The 14947-nt window shown below is 61.6% G+C and carries 13 protein-coding genes; 3 read left to right on the plus strand and 10 right to left on the minus strand.

Annotated elements, in window-relative coordinates; all coding sequences use genetic code 11:
- Positions 1 to 8: 8 nt before the first annotated feature.
- The 5 genes from FHX03_RS14715 to FHX03_RS14735 all read right to left on the minus strand — a co-directional run bounded on the left by FHX03_RS14715 (position 9) and on the right by FHX03_RS14735 (position 5192).
- Positions 9 to 926 carry a dihydrodipicolinate synthase family protein gene (locus FHX03_RS14715; RefSeq protein WP_183854261.1) on the minus strand — a complete coding sequence of 306 codons (918 nt, stop codon included), beginning with the start codon at positions 924 to 926 and terminating at the stop codon, positions 9 to 11.
- A gap of 18 nt (positions 927 to 944) precedes the next feature.
- Complete coding sequence (locus FHX03_RS14720) at positions 945 to 1823, minus strand: ABC transporter permease (protein WP_183854263.1); 879 nt, start codon at positions 1821 to 1823, stop codon at positions 945 to 947.
- Between the two features lie 2 nt (positions 1824 to 1825).
- Entirely contained in the window at positions 1826 to 2785 is a 960-nt protein-coding gene (locus tag FHX03_RS14725) for an ABC transporter permease (RefSeq protein WP_183854265.1), read from the minus strand.
- Between the two features lie 81 nt (positions 2786 to 2866).
- The gene (locus FHX03_RS14730; RefSeq protein ID WP_097624288.1) at positions 2867 to 4465 is read right to left on the minus strand and encodes an ABC transporter substrate-binding protein; all 1599 of its coding nucleotides are present in this window, start codon (positions 4463 to 4465) and stop codon (positions 2867 to 2869) included.
- Positions 4449 to 5192: a FadR/GntR family transcriptional regulator gene (locus FHX03_RS14735; RefSeq protein WP_097624289.1), complete on the minus strand. Its 744-nt coding sequence runs from the start codon at positions 5190 to 5192 to the stop codon at positions 4449 to 4451. The genes FHX03_RS14730 and FHX03_RS14735 overlap by 17 nt, the downstream gene beginning before the upstream one ends.
- A gap of 346 nt (positions 5193 to 5538) precedes the next feature.
- Between FHX03_RS14735 and FHX03_RS14740 the strand changes: the two genes are divergently transcribed.
- Entirely contained in the window at positions 5539 to 7713 is a 2175-nt protein-coding gene (locus FHX03_RS14740) for a TonB-dependent siderophore receptor (RefSeq protein WP_183854266.1), read from the plus strand.
- A gap of 181 nt (positions 7714 to 7894) precedes the next feature.
- Here FHX03_RS14740 and FHX03_RS14745 read toward each other — a convergent pair whose 3' ends face one another.
- The gene (locus FHX03_RS14745; RefSeq protein ID WP_131710609.1) at positions 7895 to 8812 is read right to left on the minus strand and encodes a helix-turn-helix transcriptional regulator; all 918 of its coding nucleotides are present in this window, start codon (positions 8810 to 8812) and stop codon (positions 7895 to 7897) included.
- A 95-nt stretch (positions 8813 to 8907) separates the two neighbouring features.
- On the opposite strand from FHX03_RS14745, the gene FHX03_RS14750 reads away from it, so the two are divergent.
- Complete coding sequence (locus FHX03_RS14750; RefSeq protein WP_097624292.1) at positions 8908 to 9657, plus strand: SDR family oxidoreductase; 750 nt, start codon at positions 8908 to 8910, stop codon at positions 9655 to 9657.
- A gap of 66 nt (positions 9658 to 9723) precedes the next feature.
- Here FHX03_RS14750 and fhuB read toward each other — a convergent pair whose 3' ends face one another.
- Genes fhuB through FHX03_RS14765 form a run of 3 tightly spaced genes read right to left on the minus strand, consistent with a single transcriptional unit; the run spans position 9724 to position 13045 of the window.
- Positions 9724 to 11691: a Fe(3+)-hydroxamate ABC transporter permease FhuB gene (gene fhuB / locus FHX03_RS14755; RefSeq protein ID WP_183854268.1), complete on the minus strand. Its 1968-nt coding sequence runs from the start codon at positions 11689 to 11691 to the stop codon at positions 9724 to 9726.
- On the minus strand, positions 11688 to 12521 hold the full coding sequence (locus FHX03_RS14760; protein WP_183854270.1) for an iron-siderophore ABC transporter substrate-binding protein: 834 nt from the start codon (positions 12519 to 12521) through the stop codon (positions 11688 to 11690). The genes fhuB and FHX03_RS14760 overlap by 4 nt, the downstream gene beginning before the upstream one ends.
- Before the next feature lie 32 nt (positions 12522 to 12553).
- A complete protein-coding gene (locus FHX03_RS14765) occupies positions 12554 to 13045 on the minus strand; it encodes a GNAT family N-acetyltransferase (protein ID WP_183854271.1) in 492 nt (163 codons plus the stop codon).
- 161 nt (positions 13046 to 13206) lie between these two features.
- Between FHX03_RS14765 and FHX03_RS14770 the strand changes: the two genes are divergently transcribed.
- Entirely contained in the window at positions 13207 to 13866 is a 660-nt protein-coding gene (locus FHX03_RS14770) for a sigma-70 family RNA polymerase sigma factor (RefSeq protein ID WP_183854273.1), read from the plus strand.
- Here the strand turns inward: FHX03_RS14770 and FHX03_RS34445 are convergent.
- A complete protein-coding gene (locus tag FHX03_RS34445; RefSeq protein WP_245426755.1) occupies positions 13757 to 14944 on the minus strand; it encodes a PLP-dependent transferase in 1188 nt (395 codons plus the stop codon). The two genes, FHX03_RS14770 and FHX03_RS34445, sit on opposite strands and share 110 nt — an antisense overlap.
- Between the last annotated feature and the right edge of the window lie 3 nt (positions 14945 to 14947).

The following is a 14947-nucleotide window of genomic DNA, read 5'->3' on the forward strand; positions in this document are numbered from 1 at the left end:
CGGCCGGCTCAGTTCAACAGGCCGGTTGCGCGCAGTATCTCGTCGATCCGTGCGGTTTCCGCATCGTTGAGGGAGGCGCGCGGTCGCGGCATGACGGCGCTGTCGATGATGCCGAGGCTTTGCATGGCGGTCTTGAACGCGCCGATGCCCGCTGCGCCGCCGCTGACGCGGCCCTGGGCGACCCAGACGATTTCGAACAGGCGGCAGAGCCGCTCCTGCTCTTTCCTGGCTGCGACCCAGTCGCCGCGCTGCGCGGCTTCCCAGAGCCTGACATAGCCGTGCGGATCGACATTGGCGATGCCGGGAACGACGCCGTGGGCGCCCATCAGCAGGGCGGTGTCGACGACGATCTCGGAGCCGGTCATTAGGAAGACGTCCTTGTGCTCGGCGAGATCGAGGAGCGCATAACGAAAGTTGCCGTCGTCGCCGCTGGAATCCTTGAGGCCGATGATGGCGCCTTCCCTGGCGAGCGTGACCACGGTCTGGCGCTGCAGCTTGATATGAACGCAGACCGGAATGTCGTAGGCGATTAGCGGAATGTCCACCGCGTCGCGGATATAGCGGAAGTGGTCGAGGATCTCGGACTGGTTGGTGACCGTATAGAATGGAGCCGTCACCACGACCGCGTCGGCACCGGCGGCCTTTGCGACCTTCGCATGAGCGATGACGCGATCCGTGGTCGGGTCAATGACGCCGACGATCAGCGGCACGCGCCCATTCACCACCTTGGCCGAATGTTCGATGATTTCGCGCCGGGTCTTTTCGTCATGGAAAATCACCTCGCTCGTCGAGCCGAGCACGAATACGCCATGGCAGCCGGCATCGATCAGATGCTCGAGCACGCGTGTATAGGATGGGTAGTCGATGGTGAGATCTGGATTGAGCGGTGTTACGACGGGAGGGACGACACCCTTGAATTTGGTCATTTTCGCTTCTTTCGATTGTCAGTTCAGTTCGGCACGCGGATCGAAGGCATCTCTGAGGCCATCGCCAATGAAGTTGATTGCCAGGACGGCAAGGATCAGCGCGGCGCCGGGGAAGAGCCATTGCCACGGATATTGTTCGAGCACCGCGGTCGAGCGGGCCGCGTTCAGCATGTTGCCCCAGCTTGCCGCCGGCGGGGCGATGCCGAGACCGAGAAAGGATAGGCCCGCCTCGAGCAGGATGGCATTGGCGATTTGCAGCGTCGCGTAGACCACGAGGATATCGATCGAGTTCGGCAGGCCGTGGCGGAAGAGCAGATGTCCGATGCCGGCGCCCATGCCGCGAGCGGCCAGGACGAAGTCGCGCTCGCGCAATTCCAGCAGCCGGGAGCGGATCATCCGGGCCAGCAGCGGCCAGGAGAGCAGTGAGATGACCAGCACCGTCGGCCAGATTCCGGTGCCGGCGATCGAAGCGAGCACGAGCAGGAAGATGACGGGCGGCAGGGTCATCACCAGATCGATGAAGCGCATCGAGACGGCGTCCGCCCACCGGCCCGCAAGTGCCGAGATCGCTCCAAACAGAAAACCGATGACCGCCGAAAGCGCGGTCGATGCGATGGCGACCAGCAGCGAGATCCGGCCGCCTTCGAGCACGCGCGCGAAGACATCGCGGCCGACGCCGTCGGTTCCGAACCAGTGCGTTGTGCTCGGGCCGCTGTTCATCGCCAGAAGATCGATGTCATTCGGCTGGAAAGTCCACCAGAGCGGATAGGAAAGGATCAGCAGCAGCATCGGAACGGCCATGCAGATGCCGGCAACCGCTGCGCGGTTGATCAGGAAACGGCTGGAGGCGCGGGCAAGCGGCCCCGGGCTGCGGCGTTGGGGGGCGCGTGCCAGCATGATCAGCCCACCTTGATGCGCGGGTCGACGACCGCATAGGTGATGTCGGTCAGAAGGTTGACTGTGATAACGCAGGCGCCGATGATCAGCGTCGCGCCCATGATGACGGGGTAGTCGCGCGTCTGTACGGCATCGACGAGCAAAAGACCCATGCCGGGCCAATTGAAAACGCTCTCGATGAAGATGGCGCCGCCGATCGCAAGCCCGATGGTGGAGCCGATCAGGGTGACGATGGGAAGAAGCGCATTGCGCAAGGCATGCTTGGTGATGACCCAGAACTCGCGAACGCCCTTGGCGCGGGCTGTGCGCACGTAATCCTGGTTCAGGACTTCGAGCAGCGAAGCGCGCATGTAACGCATGATCAATGCGGCTTGCGCGACAGACAGAAGTGCCGCCGGCAGGATCAGATGGTGGAGGAGATCGCCCACCGAGAACTCCTCGCCCGGCGTCAGCATGCCGCCTGACGGCATCCAGTGCAGACGGACGGAGAAGATATAGAGGCCGATCAGCGCGCTGAGGAATGCAGGGCTCGAAATGCCGGCAAGCGCTGTCACCGACAAGGAGAGATCGGCAAGCGAATTGCGGCGGACGGCGCCGATCACCCCGCAGGCGATGCCGGCTATGATGGCGAAGGCAAGTGCGGTGCCCATCAACAGCACCGTCGGCCCGATCCGCGACAGTACCAGACCAAGAACTGGCTGGTCGAGACGCTTGATCGAATAACCGAGATTGCCCGCCAGTGCCTGCTGCAGCCAGCCCAGATACTGGACGGGCAAGGGCTGGTCGAGCCCGAGGCGTCGGCGCAGATCGGCAAGATCCGACGGCGACATCGGCAGGTTCGGATCGATATAGGCATCGATCGGATCGCCGGGTGTCAGGCGCAGCAGCAGGAAGATCGGCATGCTCAGGGCGACGAGCATGCCTGTTCCTATGATCAGGCGTCTAAGACTGTATCGGAGCATCGTCAATCCGTCTGTCGGGCCGTCTTGTTGGGCCGTCCTGTCAGGGTGGCCGAAGCCACCCTTGAGCCTTTGCGGAAACCGTTATTCGGCCATCGACCATTTCTGCGGGTCGGCCTGGTAGGGGCCGCCGCCCGGCGCCGGCGTCCAGACAAAATCCTTCGCCTTGGTCGAGACGATGCCGTAACGGTTTGCCACCCAGAGCGTCGCCCAGGGCAGGTTGGTGTTCATCACCCTGCAGACGTCCTGGTAGGCCGCATCTCGCTTGGCGCTGTCGGGCTCGGCAAGCGCGCTATCCAGCGCCTTGGTGAGATCGGGCATACGCACTCTGGCGACATTCGGTCCTGCCGGAGGGATTTGTTTCTCGTTGAGGCCGACATTGATGCTTCCGGCATCAGGCCCGTTCTGCAGCCCGGCGTAAACCATTTGGAACTGGGCAATATCCGGCGTCGCATTGAGCACGATGCTATTATAGGTCGGCGCATCGACGGCGCGCGGCACGATGTTGATACCGACCTGGGCAAGCATCGCCTGGACTGCGGCAAGGACGTTGGTGGCAAGCGGCGTGGTGTAATAGGTCAGAAGCGTGATCGGCTTGCCGCCGTTGATCTGATCCCAGCCGGCTTCCTTAAGCAGTTTCTTGGCCTTCTCGGGATCGTAGGCGTAGCTGTCGATGCCTTGGGGTATCAGCTGTTCGGCGACATAAGCGCAGTTGGCCGGTTTGGCCGCGCCGCCATAGAGGCTCTGGATGATGGCATCGCGATTGATCGCATACATCACCGCCTGGCGGATGCGCAGATCCTTCCAGATCGGGGAATCGTGGTTGAAGCCCAGATAGTTGACCACGAAAGAGTTGCCTTCGATGACCTTGAAGTCCTTGTTGTCCTTGAAGGTCGGCACGTCGTTGGAATCGACATAGGTGAACTGGATTTCGCCGGATCTCAGCGCCGCGATCGCTGCGGCCGGGTTGGCGAAATAGCGATTGATGACGCGCTCCAGTGCCGGTTTGCCACCGCGATAATCGGTGTTTGCGGCAAGCTCGACATACTGATCCGAGACGTATTTGGTGAATTTGAAGGGACCGGTGCCGATCGGCGCGGTGGACCACCAGGTGTTCTTTGCCAACTGGTCGGCCGGTATGGCGGCGAGCGCATGCTCGGGCAGCATCATCACCTTGGTCATCGTGTCGAGAAAACTGCTGCTGGGTGCGCTAAGCTTGATGACGACGGTGTGATCGTCCGGCGTCTCGACGGACGATATGCCCTTCAGCCGGGCCGCGAGCACCGAGCCGGTTTTCGCATCCGTCGCAAGGCCCAGGGTGAATTTCGCATCCTTGGCGGTAAAGGGCTTGCCATCATGCCATTTGGCGTCGGCGAGCTTGAACGTGTAGGTCAGCTGGTCTGGGCTGACCTCGTAGGCGTTCGCCAGCGCGCCGACGACTTTCTGCAACTTCTCGTCATAGGTGATCAGCGGTTCGTAATAGATGCTGAGCCAGGTGAAGCCGGCGGTCGCCGCCAGCGGATTGAAGTTGCCCTGGAAGCCTCCCGGACCGACATCGAAGCCGCCGGACAGGGTGGCGGCCTCAGCCTGAATCGCGGCGCCCGAAACGACAAGAGCCGGAATGGCTGTTGTCGACAGCAGGGCGCCAAGCGCGACAGCGGATAATCTAGACAGTCTTTTCATGCGTTCCTCCCATGTTTGCACTTGTCTTGTTATTGGCGATCACCCGGGCAATTCCCTCGTAATGGCGATCCAGGCGCCGGCGCGCCTCCTCCAGATCCTTTGCCTCGATCGCATCGACGATCGCGGCGTGATCGCGCCACGTCGCCATCGGATCGGTATTTTCGAGGTTGACGAAATCCGACGCCTTGTAGAAGGCGAGCCAGAAGACATCGATCAGCCGTACGAGCGTCTCGTTGTCCTGGCAGCGAAACAGCAGCCGGTGGAACAGCTGGTCGTCTGCCGCAAAGGTTTCGCCGCGCTCGGCATGGGCGCGCATTCGATCGACGGTGGCGCGCAGTTCGCCGATGTCCTCCTCGCCGATCACATCGATCGTCTTGCCGATCAGTCCCACCTCCAGCGTGCGCCGGATTTCGAGCACCTCCTCGATCTGCCGCAGGGCGCCGCCGAGGCCGTAGGCGAGGTTGTCGAGAAGCGGCTCGAAGGAAAACGCCTTCACGAAAATGCCGACGCCGCGCCGTGTCTCCAGCACGCCGAGCGATTCCAGCGCCTTGATGCCCTCCCTCAGCGAATTGCGGCTGACGCCGAGCTGGGTGGCAAGCTCGCCTTCCGCCGGAAGCAGGGTTCCGGGCGCCAGCCCATTGTCGTCGATATAGGCGCGCAGACTTTCCTGCACCGAGACATGCAGCAGGGGTGCGCGCGTCAGCGGCTTCATCGATTTCAATGTCATGCCGGGTCGCTTTCTCGCTTCGTCGATAAGATGCGCACTACATATATACTTGTAGGATATCTGTCAATTGGTCAGGCTGATCGAGGTGAGACGGATGCCGGCGTTGCAGCGGGCGAGGCTTCTGAAAACATTGTCCCGGGAAAGTAACTTCCGCTTCGATGTCTCGATTGGGCGGTTGAAACACAAGCCAGGGTGCGGTCTGCGCCCAGTGATCTGCACAACCTCTTCGGGAATGGCGAAAGCCGTAATTTCGTCGATTAAAAGGTGACGAAAATAATCATCTTATGTTGACAAGAGGCCCCCCGCTCCATAGGTTCCGCCCGCATCCGTGAGGTAGGGACCAAGAATGGCGCGTGTTTTTTTGAACGTTTCTAATATTGTATCGCAAGTTTACAGAAATAGCCTGTTTGCCACGACAGCTTTGGTTGCGATCAGTATTGCAGCCTCGCCGGCTGCCGCCCAGAGCGCGGCGACAGGTGACACCGCGACGGCACTGGAGCCGATCGTCATTCAAGGTGCAGCCTCTGATAGCAAGACGGACCGGACGTCGGTTACGGCCAAGAACAGCTCGGGCGCGACCAAGATCAGCACGCCGCTCGTCGAGACGCCGCGTTCCATCTCGGTCACCACCGAGAAGGAAATCGAGCAGCGCGGCGCCCAAAGCATCATCGAGGCTGTGCGCTATACGGCCGGCGTGACGACCGGGCCGAACGGCTTCGATCCGCGCTTCGATCAGATCTACATTCGCGGCTTCAACATCACGACAGTCGGGGACTTTCGTGACAGCCTGCGCCAGCCCTATATCAATTATGGCATGTTCCGCACCGATCCCTATCAGCTCCAGCGCGTCGAGGTGATCAAGGGACCGGTTTCCGTTCTCTACGGTGCGGGATCGCCGGGCGGCCTCGTCAACAAGATATCGAAGCTCCCGACCGAGGAGCCGATCCGCGAGGTTGGCATTACCTACGGCACCAAGGATCGGGTGCAGGGGATGTTCGATTTCGGCGGGCCGATCAGCGAAGGCAACGACGATTTCCTCTATCGCATCGTCGGCCTCGCTCGTCGTGGCGATACCAATTTCGACATTGCCGACGACCGCTATTTCCTGGCGCCGTCGTTTACCTGGAAGCCTGACGAGGGCACGACTTTCACGGTGTACGGCCTGGCGCAATCGGACGAGACCGACTCCAACGTCGGTGCGATCACGACCTTGGACGGCAAGATCCACGAGCTCAGGGCGAGCGATCCCGACTACGACTACCAGAAGGTCAAGCAGCAGCAGATCGGCTATCAGTTCGAACACGAATTCGACAATGGCCTGACCTTCCGGCAGAACCTGCGTTATTCGCATCTCGACCTGGAGGCCCGCTATCTCGGCGTGACCAGCTGGACCGGGACTGTCGCGCATCGCGGCACGAATGCGATCCGCGACGAAATGAACGTTTTCCAGGTCGACAACCAGCTTGAAGCGAAGTTCGACACGGGCCCGTTGGCTCATACGATGCTGTTCGGGCTCGACTACACCAATCTCCAGTCGAGCTTTGGCTACGGGGCCGGTGCTGCTGATCCGGCGTTCGACTTCGATATCACCAATCCGACCTACGGTGTCTCGGGCGCCACGCCGGACTATAGCATCTTGGCTTCCGATGCCGACCTGCGGCAGCTCGGCATTTACGCCATGGATCAGATCGAGGTCGGGAATTGGCGCTTCAACCTCGGCGGCCGGCAGACCTGGGTGAACCAGACGCGCGATGCGACCTTGCCCGCGGTCAGCTCGGAGGAGGTCGACAAGAACGCCTTCTCCTGGCAAGCCGGTGCCCTCTACCTCTTCGATAACGGCATTGCTCCCTTCGTCTCCTACGCCACATCGTTCGATCCGGTGACCAACCGTTCGACCTCAGGCAAGATCCTGGCGCCGACAGAGGGTGAACAGTACGAGCTCGGCGTGAAATATCAGCCGCCGGGCTCCGACATCCTCCTGTCGGCCGTTGCCTATCACATCGTCGAAAAGAACAAGCCGGTGCTGGTCGATCCGCTGTTGTTTGCCTATGGATCGATCGGTGAAGTGACCGGGAAGGGCATCGAACTCGAAGCCCGCGCGGCGGTAGCCGATGGCTGGGACCTTATTGCGGCCTACACTTATAACCAGTCAGAAGTGACGGGAGGCGGTGAAAACGAGGGCAATACGCCAGCCTTGACACCCTCGCACGTCGCGAGCCTCTGGGCCAATTATACGTTCCAGGAAACCAACCCGTTCCATGGCCTGTCTGTCGGCGCGGGCGTTCGTTATGTCAGCGAGAACTGGACGGATACAGCCAATACGTCGAAGAACCCCTCGAGCTTCTACATCGACGCATCCACCTCATATGATTTCGGCGCGGTCGACAAGAAATACGAAGGCCTGACGGCGGCCTTCAATATCCGCAACATCGCCGACGAACGGGACACCGTCTGCAACGAGGGCTTCTGCTATCTTGGCCAGGGCCGCAACATGACGGGGACGCTTAAGTATCGGTGGTAAGGTAGGGCTGCAGAGCCGAATAGGGCGTCTCGGCGCGCCTTCGATTGTCGATCATCTTGTCGCCCACCAGGCCGTCGACCTTGACGGCCTGGTGGGTGATCAGGCTCTCGAAAGAGTCAAGCAGCGATTTTGAGCGGCCGTAGCACTGCAAAAATCGACAAACAATCGGCGGTCAACCGAGCTATACGGCGGCGTTCGCGAGGGTCCGTGCCTGCTCGGCATATCTCGAGGGCGGCAATCCGACGAAGCGGGTAAAGGCCGTGCTGAACGCACTTGCGGAGCCATAGCCGATGCGCAGCGCTATCTCCTGAATTCCGATCTGGTCCTGCCTCAGCAGATTTTTGGCGAGCGCCATGCGCCACGATATGAGATATTCCATTGGCGCCAGGCCCATAGCGTGCCGAAAGCGAGTGAAAAACGCCGACCGCGACAGGGCCGCCTCATCGGCAAGCTGTTCCACCGTCCATTCCCTGGCTGGGTCTTCATGCAGTCGACGGATGGCCAGGGCCAGACGTGCATCCTTGAGGCCTCGCAGAATTCCGCGAGGCGTCTCCTCCCCGACATCCGACCGCAACGCCTCGACAAGCAGGACTTCCAACAGCCGGGCAAGGATCATGTTCTTTCCCGGCCGCTCAGCACGGGCTTCGTCGGTAACGAGATGAACGATCGCCGACAGCCTGTTATCGCCGCTGATATGGATGATTTGCGGCAGCAGGGAGATCAGCAACGCCGCATCAGGCGAGCCGAAAGAGAAATGGCCGACGAGCAATCGTGCATTCGCTGCACCCTGGGGGTCACCGTGGCGGGTTTCGTCCGGGAGCATTGTCACGGTCAGGGGATCGATCCCGGGCGACAACTCAGCGCCCAGACTCGACATCGTGAAGCAATGAGCCGCCGGGATCAGTACGAAGTCGCCTTCCCGCAGAATAATCCGATCGTCCTCTGCGCTGAGCTGTGAGGCACCCTCCAGGACCACGCAGTAGAATGGCTGGCCAGTCTCCTGGCGATCCACGCGCCACATCCCTGCGCCGCTGACCACCTTCGAATACCGCGCAGCTGGCTGCAGCAGCGTGACGATGTCCGCCAAAGGGTCGCTCATCGATACTCCGGATAATGTAATATGGACGATCCATGATATACAGTATCGATACCGCCGTCTACATCTACGGCCGTCAGCATAGACAGGAGACACATATGAAGACCGTTCTCATCACCGGCTGCTCATCAGGTTTCGGGCTGGAAATTGCCAGCTTCTTTCTCGCGCAGGGCTGGAAAGTGGTTGCCACCATGCGAACGCCGCACCAAGACCTTCTGCCGCCGTCGCAAAATCTCAAGATCCTCGCGCTGGATGTTACGAGCCCTGAAAGCATACATGCTGCGCTTGACGCCGCCGGTCCTGTGGGCGTGCTGGTAAACAACGCCGGCATCGGCTGGCTCAACGCGGTTGAAGGGACGTCGATGGAGACTGCCCGCGATCTTTTCGAGACGAATACGCTCGGAACCATTGCGATGACGCAGGCGGTTTTGCCGCAGATGCGGGAGCGGCAGGAAGGGGTCATCGTCAACGTCACCTCAAGCGTAACCCTTAAGCCGCTTCCGCTCCTCTCGGTCTATACGGCCAGCAAAGCCGCGGTGAATGCTTTTACCGAGTCCGCCGCGCTCGAGCTTGAGGCCTTCAACGTGCGTGTGAGGATCGTCCTTCCCGGACGCGCGCCGCAGACGCGGTTCGGCGATACGGCGCGCTCGCGGCTTCAGAAACAGGGCGGTTTCCCCGAAGCCTATTCATCGGTCGTTGCCGGCGTATTCGCGTCGTGGGAGAAGCAGTCTGAATCGGCCCTGACACAACCCGGCGACGTCGCCGAGGCGGTATGGCGCGCTGCGACCGATCCTTCCTCTCCATTGCGCATTCCCGCAGGCGCCGATGCCGAGGCATTGGCGAGCTAATACCGTCAGGCCATCCTGCTGGAGCCTTATCGGTGCAGGCTGGTGCTGCGGACGGCGGTCAGTTTCTCACGACCGCCGGCGCAGAACGATCAGCAGCATCGGGGCTCCCACAAGGGCCGAGATCAATCCGGCGGGGATCTGATAGGGAAAAGCGATCATGCGCCCCGTCCAGTCGGCGAGGACGAGAAGGGCCGCCCCAATGAGGGCGGCGGCCAGGAGCTGGGCGGCGGGCCGGCGAAGGCCGAGCCCGTGGGCAAGGTGCGGCGCCATCAGGCCGACGAAACTCAATGGGCCGACGACGAGCGTCGCCGCCGCAGTCATGATCCCCGAGAGACCGAATAGCACCGCATGTGCGGGAACGATCCTGAGGCCGAGTTCGCTTGCCGTCTCGGTTCCAAGCTGCAGCAGGGCGAGCCAGCGGCTGGTGAGAAAGGCTACGGCCAGGCAGCCGAGCGCAATGAGAAGGGCGCTTGACGCCACCGCATTGTCGACGAAATAGGTCGAGCCCGCCATCCAGCGGATGAGCGCCAGGCCGCGCGGATCGCCGCTTGCGGCAAGGACGCCGATCCCGGCATCGAGTATCGCGCCGAGGGCGATTCCCGCCAGCAGCACACGGTTCGGGCCGAAGCCGGAATGCGCACTCAGGAGGAAGATCAGGGTCAGCACAACAAGGGCGCCGCCGCCGGCAAAGGCTAGCTGGATCGTTAGGCCAGGTGCCGCAAAGGCGAACATGGCCGCCGCAACGCCGAGCGTCGCCCCCGCCGATACGCCGAGCACCTCGGGGCTTGCCATTTCGTTTCCGGTCAGCCGCTGCAGAATGAGGCCCGTCACGCCGAGCACGGTTCCGGCGCCGAACGCGGCGGCGACCCGCGGCAGCCGAAGGGGAAGGATTCCGTCCCACGCGGCGGTTGGCAGCCATGTCCAGGCGCCGTCGGGTGCGCGGCCGAAGAAGATCGCGGCAGTCGCCAATGCGATGACCAGGACGAGCAGAGCAGCGAAGGATGCCGTTTGGTTGTTGATTGCATGTTGTGGTGACGCCACGCCGGGCAGCGCGCGTGAGGCTGTGGCAAGGCGTGGGAGAAGAGCGATCAGGATCGGGCCGCCAAGCAATGCCGTCACCGCCCCCGTCGGCACGAAGTCGCCTGGAGCAACAAGCTTGATCGCCTGATCCGTCAGGAGCAGAAGGCCGGCGCCTGTAATGGGAGACCAGATCAGCTGGCTGAGGATGCGCCTGGCGCCGGCAAGCCGCACGATCTGCGGAGCGACCAGCCCGATGAAGCCGATGACGCCGACGGCGCTGGTGACGAGGGCGCTGAGCGCAATGGCAATCGCCAGCATGAAACCGCGGGCCCATTTGATCGGCAGACCGAGGCTCGTTGCGCCGGCATCGCCGATCTGGCTCAGCGTCAACGGTCTTGTGGCCAGAAGGGCAAGCGCGGTGAGCAGCGCCACCTTCGGCAGCAACGATGTCGGAATCACCCAGCTTTGCTGCGACAGCGATCCGGCGCCCCAGATGAAGATCCCGGAAAGATACTGATCGTTCATCAGCACCAGGATGGCCGCCGCCGCCCCGCACCAGAGGCCGACGATCATGCCGGACAGGATGAGGGAAAAGGGCGAGAAGCCATGCCGGGCGCTGATCGAAAAGATGGCGAAGGCAGCTGCGGCACTTCCGGCAAGCGCGACCGCGTCCCGGCCCCATCCCGCCAGTGAGGGAACTGCGAGCATGACGGACACCAACGCCAGATTGGCGCCGGTGGAAATACCGAGCGTCGTCGGCGAGGCCAGCGGATTGCGCAGCACCTGTTGCAGGATCGCGCCGGAGAGTGCGAGTGCTGCGCCGGCGATCAGGGCTGTCGCCATGCGCGGCAGTGTCGAATAGAGGAGAAGAAGACGCTCGGCATCATAGCCGTCGGTCGCCGCCTTGAGATGAGGCAGCGCCGTCCAAACCTCCAGCACGGCAAGGGCCAATCCGGAAAAGAGCAGGAGGCCCGCAAGTGCGGGCGCCCCGAAGGGAGAAAATCTGGCCTTCATCTGGCTGAGATCTCCAGCGTATCGACGACCAGGGTCGAAAACCGCAGCGCCTCCTGCACCATTCCGAACATCAGAACGCCTGGAATGACCGAGATCCGCTGCCGCCTGACGAAGGGAAGGCTGGTCCAGAGCGGGCTGTCGGAAAGCTGCATCAGGACGTCGGGTGGAAGCAGCGGCGAAACGATCATGAGATGCGCTTCCCGGTCGAGTTCGGCGAGCTGTTCCAGGCCGATCGTTTGAAATCCCCAGTAACTGGCCTCGCCTTTCCAGGCATTCTCAAGGCCGATGCGCTTCATGGCGCCACTGAAAAGCCCGGGGCCGCCGTAGATGCGCGCATGCCTGTTGTCGATGAAATTGATGACGGCAACGGGGGGCGCAGACAGGTTTTTCGTCTGGTCGCGTAACCGATCGAAGGTGGCATCGGCATGGGATAGAAATGCCTTTGCTTCCTGTGCCCGTCCGATCATCGTGCCGAGCCGTAGCGTTTCGGCGTAGGAACAGTCGAGTGCCTCGTTGTGCTCGGCATAAATGGTGAACCTCTCCATCGGCGCGATCCGCGACAGTTTATCGTCCAGTGCCGCAAGGAAAGGGGTGCTCAGAATGAGCGACGGCCGGATGCTGGTGAGGACTTCGAGATTGATCTCCGACGTGGTGCCGAGATCGACGACGCCGGCCGGCATCGTCGGCGTGACCACCCATTCCCCCCAGTTTCTCAAGGAAACGACGGCACGCGGCGCCTCGCCGAGCGCAAGCATTGTCGATGCCAGCCCGTAGTCGAGCGAAACGACGCCGCCGCCTCCGGCACGCACGCTTGCGGGTGCGCCGGTCATTGCCAGCGCACCAAGCAGAAAGTCTCGTCGTCTCAAAGCGTCGTCTCACCTGCCTGGACGCCGGCAAGCGGCTTGACCATGAACAGGCACGGGTGATCTTCGTGCCATAGCTTTGCAAAGACCTCCGCCCTGATAAAGCCGTTGCGGTCGTAGAAGCGCCGCGTCGCCTCGAATTGCGGTTCCTCGCGGTCGCGCGGGGCGAGCGTCTTGACCGTCAGCAACCGGGCACCCGCTTCATGGCTGAAACGTTCGGCTTCGACGATGAGATGACGTCCGGCGCCGCGGCCGTGATGTTCGGGGCGTGTCGCGATCAGTGCGATTTCGACGGCATCAGGCAGGTGCGGCTTCAGGGCGATCAGCGCGGTGACGACATCCGCTTCGATATAGCCGAAGACCGGCAGCTCCTCGATCGCCTGGGCGCTCGCTTCGATGACTTCGGGTTCCGAAAACCAGTCGGGCAAAGCCCTCATGATCGATCGGCAGAGCTCCGCCTTGCCCGTCAGGATCTCAACTGTCCTTCCCATTTTTCTCGCTTTCACTCCGTCGATTTAAACTTGACTCCTGTTATCACCTTAAAATAAACACTGCAATCAAATCGTGTACTTTCCTGCAAAAAAGAGCGCCACGACTACGTCGACCAGTAACGACAAAGCCTGTTTTCCATTTGTAAAAAGGGTACGGGACAATGCAAGCATTGCATCGCGATGTGAATGGAAATGCCGTTGTCAACGCTATGATCGAAAACAAGGATAAGCTCCTCAAGACGATTGAAAGCGTTGTTAAATCAAGGTCATATTCTGAGGATATCTTTCAGGATGGTGTTATTAAAGCTTACGGGGTCAAAGCCGATGGTATTCGTTGCCCGATCGGTTACGCCTTTCGGATGGTTTATAATCTCGCACTCGACGAAAGCCGCCGCCGCCGTCAGCAGATGAACAACTATAGGTCGATAGATCAGGTTCAGGAGATCACGGCTCCCATCCCAACTGTGCTCGACCAGCTTGTCGCCGCCGAGACGCTGCGCGATGTGCTTGCCTCGCTCGAGGCCTTGCCGAAGCGCACCAACGATGCCTTCATACGGCACCGCCTCAACGGCGTGTCGCAGAAGGATATTGCCGCCGAACTCGGCGTCTCAAGGACCCTCGTCAACTTCATGATCAAGGCGGCGGAGGAGCATTGCCATCTCGCGATGGCCGAACCCCTCCTGCGCCCCGATCATGCGCACCGGCAAGTTGTTAACGTCTCGCAGCGTGCAGCGCCTGCTGCAAATCGTTCCACAGCAGTTCCGGCTCTTCCAGGCCAACGGCGAAACGAACCGTCTGCTCGCTCACGCCGAACCGGATGAAGGAAGTCATCCGGTCGGGGATCTGCAGCGCCACCTTGGCGGGGACCACCAGTGTTTCGGGTCCCCCCCAGCTAACGCCGAGGCGGATGTCGCGGAGACTATTCACAAAACGGGCGACGTCGATATCGGGATTGAGGTCGAAGGCGAACAGCCCGGCATAACCCGACAGCGTCGCCCGACCGGGATGATCCTGAAAGGCCGGGTGACGGACGCGCGCGATCGCCGAATGCTGTTTCAGCCGATCGGCCAGCAGAAGCCCGCTGCGCTCATGTTCCTTCAGCCGGACACGTAGGGTCCGCATGCCGCGCAACAGCAGCCAGGCCTCGAACGGCGAGAGCTTGGCGCCGACATAAGGATAGGAGGTCGCGTTGATCCGCGCGATCGCCTCCTTCGAGCCGACGACGACGCCGGCGACCGTATCGCTGTGGCCGCCGAGATATTTCGAGGCGGCGTGGATGACGATATCGACGCCGTGCTGGATCGGCTTCTGAAACAGCGGCGTTGCCCAGGAATTGTCGATGATGGTGGTAACGCCCGCCTCCTTCGCCATGGCCGACAGCGCCGCAATATCCTGCAGCTCGAAGACGAAGGATGTCGGGTTTTCGAGATAGAGCAGCTTGGCGCCGGAGAGCGCTTTGCGGACCTCGTCGTGGTCGGCGGGATCGACGAAATCGACGGCGACGCCGAGCCGGTCGAGCAGTTTAACCAGAAGACGGTAGACATCATTATAGAGGTGGCGGACGGCGACGACCCGGTCGCCGGCCTGCACCAGGCTCAGAATTGTCGAGGTGATGGCGGCCGTTCCGCTCGAAAAGGCGCGCCCATCCTCGGCGCCCTCGAGGCGGGCGACCAGGAGTTCGAATTCGCGGACGGTCGGATTGTCGCCGCGCGAATAGATGTAGTTGCGGGTGCGGCCGGCGAAAACATCCTCCATCGCCTCGTAACTGTCATAGGTGAAAAGCGAGGTCTGGAAGATCGGCGGCGACACGGCGTTGAATGCCGCCGGATCGACGGGCGTGAAGAGATCGTCGGCGACTGCATGGGCGCCAAGGTCGTGCGGATTGATCGATTGGTTCATGGT

It is taken from the genome of Rhizobium sp. BK456 (assembly GCF_014194045.1).
GTDB lineage: Bacteria > Pseudomonadota > Alphaproteobacteria > Rhizobiales > Rhizobiaceae > Rhizobium > Rhizobium redzepovicii.

Excerpts from the sequence above, each read along its gene's own strand:
- FHX03_RS14715 (WP_183854261.1), bottom strand. The coding sequence starts at position 926 with ATGACCAAATTCAAGGGTGTCGTCCCTCCCGTCGTAACACCGCTCAAT.
- FHX03_RS14720 (WP_183854263.1), bottom strand. The coding sequence starts at position 1,823 with ATGCTGGCACGCGCCCCCCAACGCCGCAGCCCGGGGCCGCTTGCCCGC.
- FHX03_RS14725 (WP_183854265.1), bottom strand. The coding sequence starts at position 2,785 with ATGCTCCGATACAGTCTTAGACGCCTGATCATAGGAACAGGCATGCTC.
- FHX03_RS14730 (WP_097624288.1), bottom strand. The coding sequence starts at position 4,465 with ATGAAAAGACTGTCTAGATTATCCGCTGTCGCGCTTGGCGCCCTGCTG.
- FHX03_RS14735 (WP_097624289.1), bottom strand. The coding sequence starts at position 5,192 with ATGACATTGAAATCGATGAAGCCGCTGACGCGCGCACCCCTGCTGCAT.
- FHX03_RS14740 (WP_183854266.1), top strand. The coding sequence starts at position 5,539 with ATGGCGCGTGTTTTTTTGAACGTTTCTAATATTGTATCGCAAGTTTAC.
- FHX03_RS14745 (WP_131710609.1), bottom strand. The coding sequence starts at position 8,812 with ATGAGCGACCCTTTGGCGGACATCGTCACGCTGCTGCAGCCAGCTGCG.
- FHX03_RS14750 (WP_097624292.1), top strand. The coding sequence starts at position 8,908 with ATGAAGACCGTTCTCATCACCGGCTGCTCATCAGGTTTCGGGCTGGAA.
- fhuB (WP_183854268.1), bottom strand. The coding sequence starts at position 11,691 with ATGAAGGCCAGATTTTCTCCCTTCGGGGCGCCCGCACTTGCGGGCCTC.
- FHX03_RS14760 (WP_183854270.1), bottom strand. The coding sequence starts at position 12,521 with ATGACCGGCGCACCCGCAAGCGTGCGTGCCGGAGGCGGCGGCGTCGTT.
- FHX03_RS14765 (WP_183854271.1), bottom strand. The coding sequence starts at position 13,045 with ATGGGAAGGACAGTTGAGATCCTGACGGGCAAGGCGGAGCTCTGCCGA.
- FHX03_RS14770 (WP_183854273.1), top strand. The coding sequence starts at position 13,207 with ATGCAAGCATTGCATCGCGATGTGAATGGAAATGCCGTTGTCAACGCT.
- FHX03_RS34445 (WP_245426755.1), bottom strand. The coding sequence starts at position 14,944 with ATGAACCAATCGATCAATCCGCACGACCTTGGCGCCCATGCAGTCGCC.